We start from the raw sequence: 8937 nt of genomic DNA, 5'->3' as shown, positions 1-8937 counted from the left end.
CGATCGTCTGGCGCGGCCCCATGATGACCGTGTCGCGCCATTCGCGGCGCGCGTTGGCCTTGCCATTGACCGCCAGCACGCGGAAGAAATGCCCGTGTAGATGCATCGGGTGGTCGAAGGCGGTGTCATTGATCATGCGCAGGATGACGCTTTCGCCTTTCTTCAAATGCAGGAAGGGTTCGTGCATCAGCGCGTGCTCATGCTGGGCGTTGTAGTTCATCGTCCAGGCCAGCCCCTGCTTCGCCATGATTTCCTGGATGCGCGACGGCTTGCCATCGACCATGCCGATCACCGGCTGGCCGCGCATGCCGCCCTGGAACATGATGACGTGCTGCGCTGCCTTTCGGAGGTCAGGTTCGGGAATGCGGTTGGGCGCAAGGGTGACCGGCGCGGACAAAGGCTTGCTGCGCACCGCGCGTTCGTCGCTGTACGCCAGCACGCCGAGGTCGGAGGCGGGCACCAGCGGCGGGCGGCCGAGGTCGCGGATGGCGAAGCGCTGCCCGGGCTTGCCCATGCAGTCGATGATGAGGTCGGCGCGCATGCCCGGTCCGAGCGGCAGGCCGGTGGCCGGAATCACATGCGGGGCCACACCCTGCCCGTCGTAAGCGATGACGCGCACGTCGTGGGCTTCGACGGCGAGGCGGAAGAAGCGTGCGGAAGCCGCATTGACGAGGCGCAGGCGCACGCGCTCACCGGCGCGCACGTCCAGTTTCCGGTCCAGGCCGGCGTTGAGGCCGTTGACCAGCAACTGGTTGCCGAGCCGCCCTTCGTTGGCGATGTCAAGGATGCGGCCGAAGTCTTCCACCTGCTGGCGCTGCTCATCCAGCTTGATGTCCGACAGCACCCATACTTCGTCGCGGTCGACGACCGGCGGCTTGTCTTCCTCGACGATCAGGGCGCCGTACAGGCCGCGTGGAACCTGCTCGAAGCTCGACTGGTGCGGGTGGTACCAGAAGGTGCCGGAATCGCGGAACTCGAAGCGGTAATCGAATCCGTCACCCGGCTCGACAGGATATTGCGTAACGTGGGGCACGCCGTCCATCGCATTCGGCACGCGGATGCCGTGCCAGTGCACGGCGCTGTCTTGCTGCAGGTCGTTCGTGAAGGCGAAATGCACCTTGTCCCCGCGGCGGAAACGCAGCGCGGGTCCGGGCAACTGCTCGTTGAAGCCCCACACGCTTGTGCGCGTCGGGTTCGACGGGTCGAGTGCGGCGCCGAAGATGGAAGCGGTGAGTTCCACACGTTTTTCATTGCGTGCGGGCGCGGCCAGCAGCGCGCCGGGAAGCGCAGAGGATGCGCCGAGCGCGGAAGCGGCCAGCAAAAAGCGGCGGCGATCTATAGACATGGATACTCCTTATCGGGCGGACTGTTCGACAATCCGCGTAACCTGGTCGGCAAGCTGCAGCACGGCTTCGCCGCCCTCGGCCATGATGAGGCGAAAGGATTCGGCGCCTTCAGTGGCAAGCACCGCGTGCAGCCATTCCCATTGCAGCGCCAGCTTGTCGAGCTCGGCTTTGAGGGCGGGCGTGGGCGCATTCACGCGCATTGCAGCGAGCGCGCCGGAGAATTCATTCTCGACATGCTCGCTTTCCTCGCGCATCGCGGCGCTTTCGACACCCATCTGGCGCAGCATGTAGATCTTGACGATGCGCTGCGAGAGCATGCGCTGGCGGCCGGCAAGGTTTGTCCAGCGACTGACGGGCGCATCGGATTTATCCTGCAGCACGCGCGTCAAATGCTCGGCGGCCATCAGGACATCTTCGGCACGGGCGTCAAGTTGCGTCGGATCGGATACGCGCACCTCGCCCTGCACCGCTGCACGCAGCGGCGTCCATGCAGCGCGCAACCCAGCCAGCGCGGTGGCGGCCTCGGGGGCCGTCGCTGTTTTTTCGAGCGAGGCGAGATTGCCGTCGAAGCGAGTTATCGACTCCGCGAGCTGCGCGCGCGACAGGTCTTTCTGCACATTCAGGTTGAACTGGCACCATGCCTTGACGATGCGTTGCGAGAGCATGCGCTGTTCGCCGGCGAGACTGACGGCGGCGGCGTCGACCGCATGCGCAAGCTGCGCGGAGAGCGCCAGCGCGAGCGCCAGCCACAGGCGTTTGATTGATTTCATCGTGGTTCCCCTAGAACACCGGTACGCCCATGGACTGCAGCGCGCGATTGAGCTGGACGGTGGCCTTTTCCATGACGGCGACGGCTTCCTTGTGACGGTTGTTTCCGGCGAGCGATAACGCTTCTTCCTTGAGTGTCGCAGCCTCCTTCAGGAAACCGTCGACCAGTTTGCGGCGGTCTCCATCCGCGCGGCCTTCGCCGATCATCATGCCGACCAGGATTTCGTTCGATTGGTAGCGTTTCTGCTCGTATGCATACTCGTCGGCCGGCGTGTCGAACTTGAGCGACAGCACCACTTCCTGACCGGCGCGCAGGCGCGACACTTCCTCGACTTCGAGCTTGTAGGCATCCGCCATCTTCTTGTTCGCATCGCCGAGATGGCCGGCGGCGGCGAGTTTGCGGCTCTCCTCGGTCAGCGCGTCCACGCGGTCCAGCGTCTGCTTGGCCGAGGGTGCGGCCTTTTCCTTCACGAGTGCGGCGAGCGATGCACGGTAGGTGGCCACCTGCTCGGACATCTCCTGCAGGCGCTGCTTCTGCACCGAGTCGGAAAGGCCGCCGGCGCTGCGGTTGTTGGCTTTGGAAACGCTCTGCAATGCCTCGTCGAGCGCCTTCGATGCATCGGCATGCCGTTGCGCCGCGAGCGCTTCGCGCGCCTGGGCGAGCAACGCCTTGCCGCGGTCGACGAGGGCGACGGTTTCGCTGTCGTTGCTGGCGCCGGCGGCTTGCGCCTTGGGCGAACCGAGCAGCATTTCGACCAGCTTGAGCTTTTGTTCGGCTAGGCGGCGCTGCTGTTCCGGATCAGCTGTCTGCGCGCTCGCGCCATGCGCTGCGACCGCCAGGAGCAGTCCCGCAATCAATCGTTTTCTCATTGTTTTCTCCCCTGCGTCCTTGGGTTGAAGGTGACGCACGATGCAGCCCGAAGCGGCGGCGAAGCCGCTCATGGCCTGGCAACATCTTAACTGAACGATGCTGCCGCGAAAGAGCTAAAACAGGAGAAAACACGTTGCCGGCTCAAAAGAATCCGGGAAAGGTAACGGCCTTCCAGCGCGGGCGGAAAAGACTGCTGCGAGACGCATCGGCAACATGCTGACAGACGGAGGATGACGGGCGCGGCACGATTTTGGTAACGCCTGCCAACTTGCCCACAATTGCTGTGGTCAATTCTGTGGATAACACGGTATAAGCTTCCGCATGTCCATGATCCGAAAGGAAATTTTGCCTTTGCGCAAAATCAAGGCAGCGCCGCGCCCTGCCTTTTGACGGATCAGCGGCCCAGCATGCTCAGGGTGCCGCGTCCCTTTGCATAGAGGATGCCGAGGTTGTATTGCGCGCCCGCATGCCCCTGCTCGGCGGCGCGACGATACCAGTCCATCGCCTGCGCCATGTCCTGCTTCACGCCTTCGCCATTGGCGTAGACGATGCCCAGCAGGTACTGCGCGTTGACGTCGCCCTGGTCGGCCGCCTTGCGATACCACTGCGCAGCCTGCGCGAAGTCCTGCTTCACGCCGATGCCGCGGCGGTACATGTTCGCAATGTTGACCTGTGCGGGCGCATAGCCCTGCTCGGCGGCCTTCAGGTACCACTGCGCCGCTTCCTCGTAATCCTGCAATGCGCCGTGGCCGTTCGCGAACAGGAGGTCGCCCAGCTTGTTCTGCGCATGCGCATCGCCCTGGAAGCCGGACTTGCGGTGCCATTGCACGGCCATCGTGAAATCCTGTTCGACGCCGAGACCCTTCATGTACATGTTGCCGAGGTTGTGCTGTGCCAGCGCGTGGCCCTGCTCGGCCGCCTTGCGATACCACTCCGAGGCTTCGAGGTAATCCTGCGCGACGCCCTCGCCGTGGAAGAACATCAGGCCGAGGTTGTACTGCGCGCCCGCATCGCCCTGCTGCGCCGCACGGCTGTACCACTGGAAGGCTTCGCTGAAATCCTGGCGCAGGCCTTCGCCGGTGTAATACATGAGGCCGAGGTTGACCTGTGCGGCGGCATCACCCAGTTCCGCAGCCTTGCGGTACCACTGCAGCGCCTGCGCGTAATCCTGCTTCACGCCCAGTCCTTTGCGGAACATGTTGCCCATGTTGTTCAGCGCCTGGGTATTGCCCTGCTCGGCGGCGCGGCGGTACCAGTACATCGCCATCTTGTGGTTCTGCTGTACGCCCTGGCCGTTGGTGTACATGTTGCCGAGGTTGATCTGCGCCAGCGCATGTCCCTGTTCCGCCGCGCGGCGATACCATGCGACCGCCTGGTCGTAATCCTGCGGCGCGCCCTGTCCATTGTTGTAGAGGATGCTGCCAAGGTTGAACTGCACCACCACGCGATCGGATTCGACCGGCTTGCGGTAGCGCGGCAGGTCGTATTCGGATTCCGCCGCGTCGCCGTTCTCGAAACGCATGCCGGCATTGACCGGCGCACTGGTATATCCCTGGTCAGCCGCCTTGCGGTACCAGAGCACCGCGAGCTTGTGGTTCTGCGGCACGCCGTTGCCGAGGGTGTACATGTTGCCGAGGTTGATCTGCGCGAGCGGATATCCCTGCTCGGCTGCCTTGCGGTACCAGGCTACGGCCTGCGCGTGGTCCTGCTTCACGCCTTCGCCGCGCTCGAACATCCAGCCAAGCTGGTATTGCGCGCGCGCGTCGCCCTGCTCGGCGAGCGGACGCCATTCGACCAGCGCCGATGCATGGTCGTTCTTGTTGTAGGCCGCGAGCCCTTCCACATAGCCGGCATGGGCCGAGAAGGAAATCAGCAGGATGGAAAGCAGGGGGAGGGTGTGTTGGCGCATGATCTTCCACAGTGAATGTCAACGAATCGTGAAACGATATTAAATTGACATGCACCGCGGAGACAGCGGCTTGCGATGATCGGCGAGGCCAAACGATTGGCCTCGCGAGACAGCGTCAGAACGTCCCGGGCAGCAGGATCTTCTTGTCGACTTTCTTCACATCAGTGACGCCGCAGAAGGCCATCGTGAGGTCGAGTTCCTTGTGGATGATCTCGAGGCACTTCGTCACGCCGGCCTCGCCCATTGCGCCGAGACCATAAAGGAAGGCGCGGCCGATGTAGGTGCCCTTCGCGCCCAGTGCGAGCGCCTTGATCACATCCTGCCCCGAGCGGATGCCGCCATCGAAGTGCACCTCGATCTTGTCGCCCACTGCATCGACGATGCCCGGCAGCGCGGCGATCGACGATTGCGCGCCATCGAGCTGGCGGCCGCCGTGATTGGACACGATGAGCGCGTCGGCGCCGCTCTGTGCGGCGAGGCGCGCATCTTCCTCGTCGAGGATGCCCTTGATGATGAGCTTGCCGCCCCACTGCTTCTTGATCCATTCGACATCATCCCAGGACAGCGTCGGATCGAACTGCTGCGCGGTCCATGACGACAGCGAAGACATGTCCGACACGCTGCTCGCATGGCCGACGATATTGCCGAAGCTGCGGCGCGGTGTGCCAAGCATGCCGAGGCACCAGCGCGGCTTGGTCATCATGTTGAGGATGTTGGCGATGGTGAGCTTGGGCGGTGCCGACAGTCCGTTCTTGAGGTCCTTGTGGCGCTGGCCCAGCACCTGCAAATCGAGCGTGAGCACGAGGGCGGAGCACTTGGCCGCCTTGGCGCGTTCGATCAGGCGGCGGATGAAGTCGCGGTCGCGCATCACGTACAGCTGGAACCAGAACGGCGCTTTCGTATGGGCAGCGATGTCTTCGATGGAGCAGATGCTCATCGTCGACAGGGTGAACGGGATGCCGAATTTTTCGGCAGCCTTGGCGGCGAGGATTTCGCCGTCGGCATGCTGCATGCCGGTGAGGCCGGTCGGTGCAATTGCCACCGGCATGAAGACTTCCTGCCCGGCCATCGTCGTCCTGAGCGTGCGGTTGTCCATGTTGACCGCGACACGCTGGCGGAACTTGATCTTCTCGAAATCTGTGCTGTTGGCGCGGTAGGTCGACTCGGTCCAGGAACCGGAATCCGCATAGTCGTAGAACATGCGCGGGACGCGCTTCTGCGCGAGGATGCGCAGGTCTTCAATGTTGGTGATGACGGGCATGAAAGCGTTTCCTCCTCCTCATTGACTGGCGCTAGTGTAATTGAAGAGGGGAAACGCGACGTAAAACGCGCGGGTGAAATTAATTCAACGCGTCATGCATGTCCCTGCATCTGCATGGGCTGCGAAGAAGGCGGCACCATGCGCGGGCGCTCGAGGAACGCGGGGATGCGTTCCTTCGTGCGGCCGAAGTCGAGGTCGCCGAGCCAGTAGCGGGTCTCGGTGTCGCCGAGCAGGTTGCGCAACTCGCGGATGCTCATTTCGGTCACTTCATGCGCGGCCAGCAGCAGCGACGAGTTGACCGCCATCTGGCGATGCCTGACCTTGCTGATGGTGGATGCCGGGATGCCGAGTGAACGGGCCAGGGCGGCGTCGCTCTTGACTTCCAGCTTCACCATCAAGGTGTCGAGCAGGTGGTTGGGCGTGTAGCCGGCACGGTGAACGATGGCGGTATTTTTTCTCATGTCTCTCCTCGCTTGAAACGTCATTTGAAACAGTGGGGAGATTTTGCAGTGATGCAACGATAACCGGCAGACAAACACGACGGATGATTGACATTTCTCAATCGCAGCTTTATGCCATTGCAAAGCCGACAACAAGCCCGAAAGGAAACGGGTGCCCGTCACAATGAAGGGCGCCCGTCTCCGCTTCGTGACACGTCACGCAGGCTGCATCGCAATCGGGAGGCCGTTGAGGACGGCATTGCCGGACAAGGGATCGCGCAAGCTTTCATCGAGCACCGCATTCAGGTTGGCGCCAGGGCGTTCCGCGGCGAGGGCCATGCGCGTTCCCGGCACGTCGTGTCCCCAACCATGCGGCAGGCTGACCACGCCCGGCATCATGTCCCCGCTCACTTCCACCTGTGCTTCGATCACCCTGCCCTTGCCGCTGATGCGCGCCTTGCCGCCGTCCTGCAGGCCGAGTCGTTGCGCATCGGCGGGATGGACGAGCGCCGTGCAGCGGAAGGGACCTTTCGCCAGCGTCGGCAGGTTGTGCATCCAGCTGTTGCCGGAGCGGACCTGGCGGCGGCCGATGACCACGAGCTCGGGCACGGGCTGCGCAAGTTCCGCGGCAGGGCGCTGCAGGTCGGCCAGCAGCGCGGCAGGCGCGAGTTCGATCTTGCCCGACGGCGTGCGCAAGACTTCCGGGATGCGCGGCTGCAGCGGGCCGAGGTCGATGCCGCCCGGCGCGGCCTTCACCTTGGCGAGGTTGATGCCTTCCGGACGCCGGCCGAACATGTCGCCGTACGGTCCTGTACGGAGCGCGAAGTCGACCTGGCGCTCCGGACCCTTCAGATGTGCGTAGGCGGCGATGAGCGCATCCGCATGTTCCCCTGCGACGCGGCGCACGTCGTCAGCGAACAGTTCGTCGTCCATCGCTTCCACATCCGCCTGGGCGCCCTTGCCCTGGATGATCGCGGCCAGCTTCAGCAGGATCTGCCATTCAGGGGTCTGGCCTGCCGGCCGCTCCAGCACCGGGTCGCTGTAGCGTGCATAGTTGCGATACGCGAATTGCGGGAAAGCGGTGTCGTAGTGCAGGTCTTCCAGCGGCGATAGTCCCGGCAGGATCACGTCGGCATGGCGCGTCGTTTCGTTGAGATAGATGTCGACGCTGACCATGAAGTCGAGCTTGTCGAGCGCTGCCGCGAGACGCGGGCCGTTGGGCGCGGACAGCACCGGATTGCCGGCAACGGTCAGCAGCGCGCGCACCTGGCCTTCGCCGGGCGTGTCGATCTCTTCGGCCAAGCACACCATCGGGAACTCGCCCATCACCTCGGGCGCGCCGGACACGCGGCTCTTGCGGCGGCCGGTGCCGACGCCCTTGCCGATGCCCGGCTTGCCGATGGTGTTGGCGGCAAAGGCCGGCGCCTTCGCGAACATCGCGCCGCCTTCCTGGTCGAGATGGCCAGTGAGGACGTTGAGCACGTCGATCAGCCAGCTGCACAGGGTGCCGTATTCCTGCACGCAGGTGCCCATGCGGCCGTACACGGCGGCGCGTTCGGCTTGAGCCAGTTCACGCGCCAGCGCGCGGATGGTGCCGGCCTCGATGCCGCAGCGCGGGGCGACCTTCTCGGGCGGGAAATCCTTCACTGCCGCTTCGACGTCATCCACGCCCGCCACATGCTCCGCCAGGCGGCCGAGTCGCACCAGCTTTTCGTCGAACAGGGTATGCACCATGCCAAGCAGGAAATAGACATCGCTGCCGGGCCGGATGAAATGGTGCGCATCCGCTGCGTCTGCCGTCTCGGTGCGGCGCGGATCGACGACGACGATGCGTCCGCCGCGCGCCCGCATCGCTTTCGCCTTGCCGCGGTAGTCGGGCACCGTCCACAGGCTGCCGTTGGAGACCATGGGATTCGCGCCGAGGATCAGCAGGAAGTCGCTGCGCTCGATATCCGGCACGGGGAAGGACAGCCAGTTGCCGAACATCAGGCCGACCGACAGCTGCTTGGGCATCTGGTCCAGGGTCGACGCGGAAAAGATATTGCGCGAGCCAAGCGCGCGCGCCAGTCGGCCGATGTACAGGATCAGTCCGATCTTGTGCACCGATGGATTGCCGAAGGACATGGCCATCGCATCGGGCCCGTGCGCGGCGAGGATGGGCGGCAGGCGGCGTTCGATTTCGGCGAAGGCCTCGTCCCAGCTCGCTTCGACGAACTTCCCGTCACGCTTGATGAGCGGCGTGCGCAGGCGGTCCGGGTCGTCGTGCAAGTCTTTCAGCGACACGCCCTTGGGGCAGATGTAGCCTCGGCTGAACACATCCTCGTCATGGCCGCGAATGCTGA

7 protein-coding genes are annotated in these 8937 nt (G+C 64.0%); all 7 read right to left on the bottom strand.

What is annotated here, in order from left to right; all coding sequences use genetic code 11:
- Positions 1–1345 (bottom strand): multicopper oxidase family protein (locus AYR66_RS02055; protein ID WP_141104143.1); only part of this gene is annotated, 1345 nt, incomplete at its 3' end.
- A 9-nt stretch (positions 1346–1354) separates the two neighbouring features.
- Positions 1355–2116, bottom strand: coding sequence for a type IV pili methyl-accepting chemotaxis transducer N-terminal domain-containing protein (locus AYR66_RS02050; RefSeq protein ID WP_088706132.1), 762 nt, complete (start codon positions 2114–2116; stop codon positions 1355–1357).
- Positions 2117–2126: 10 nt separating this feature from the next.
- Complete coding sequence (locus AYR66_RS02045) at positions 2127–2984, bottom strand: hypothetical protein (protein WP_088706131.1); 858 nt, start codon at positions 2982–2984, stop codon at positions 2127–2129.
- A gap of 395 nt (positions 2985–3379) precedes the next feature.
- Positions 3380–4894 carry a tetratricopeptide repeat protein gene (locus AYR66_RS02040; protein WP_088706130.1) on the bottom strand — a complete coding sequence of 505 codons (1515 nt, stop codon included), beginning with the start codon at positions 4892–4894 and terminating at the stop codon, positions 3380–3382.
- A gap of 115 nt (positions 4895–5009) precedes the next feature.
- A complete protein-coding gene (locus AYR66_RS02035) occupies positions 5010–6155 on the bottom strand; it encodes an alpha-hydroxy acid oxidase (protein ID WP_088706129.1) in 1146 nt (381 codons plus the stop codon).
- A 92-nt stretch (positions 6156–6247) separates the two neighbouring features.
- A complete protein-coding gene (locus tag AYR66_RS02030) occupies positions 6248–6616 on the bottom strand; it encodes a hypothetical protein (RefSeq protein WP_088706128.1) in 369 nt (122 codons plus the stop codon).
- 195 nt (positions 6617–6811) lie between these two features.
- Positions 6812–8937, bottom strand: a 2126-nt coding sequence (locus AYR66_RS02025) for a molybdopterin-dependent oxidoreductase (RefSeq protein ID WP_206047023.1), incomplete at its 5' end; no start/stop codon positions are given.

Source organism: Noviherbaspirillum denitrificans (assembly GCF_002211445.1).
GTDB classification, from domain to species: domain Bacteria; phylum Pseudomonadota; class Gammaproteobacteria; order Burkholderiales; family Burkholderiaceae_D; genus Noviherbaspirillum; species Noviherbaspirillum denitrificans.
Note: the sequence above shows the minus strand (reverse complement) of the source record. Positions and strands in the feature narration are given on the sequence as shown.

Excerpts from the sequence above, each read along its gene's own strand:
- AYR66_RS02045 (WP_088706131.1), bottom strand. The coding sequence starts at position 2,984 with ATGAGAAAACGATTGATTGCGGGACTGCTCCTGGCGGTCGCAGCGCAT.
- AYR66_RS02040 (WP_088706130.1), bottom strand. The coding sequence starts at position 4,894 with ATGCGCCAACACACCCTCCCCCTGCTTTCCATCCTGCTGATTTCCTTC.
- AYR66_RS02035 (WP_088706129.1), bottom strand. The coding sequence starts at position 6,155 with ATGCCCGTCATCACCAACATTGAAGACCTGCGCATCCTCGCGCAGAAG.
- AYR66_RS02050 (WP_088706132.1), bottom strand. The coding sequence starts at position 2,116 with ATGAAATCAATCAAACGCCTGTGGCTGGCGCTCGCGCTGGCGCTCTCC.
- AYR66_RS02030 (WP_088706128.1), bottom strand. The coding sequence starts at position 6,616 with ATGAGAAAAAATACCGCCATCGTTCACCGTGCCGGCTACACGCCCAAC.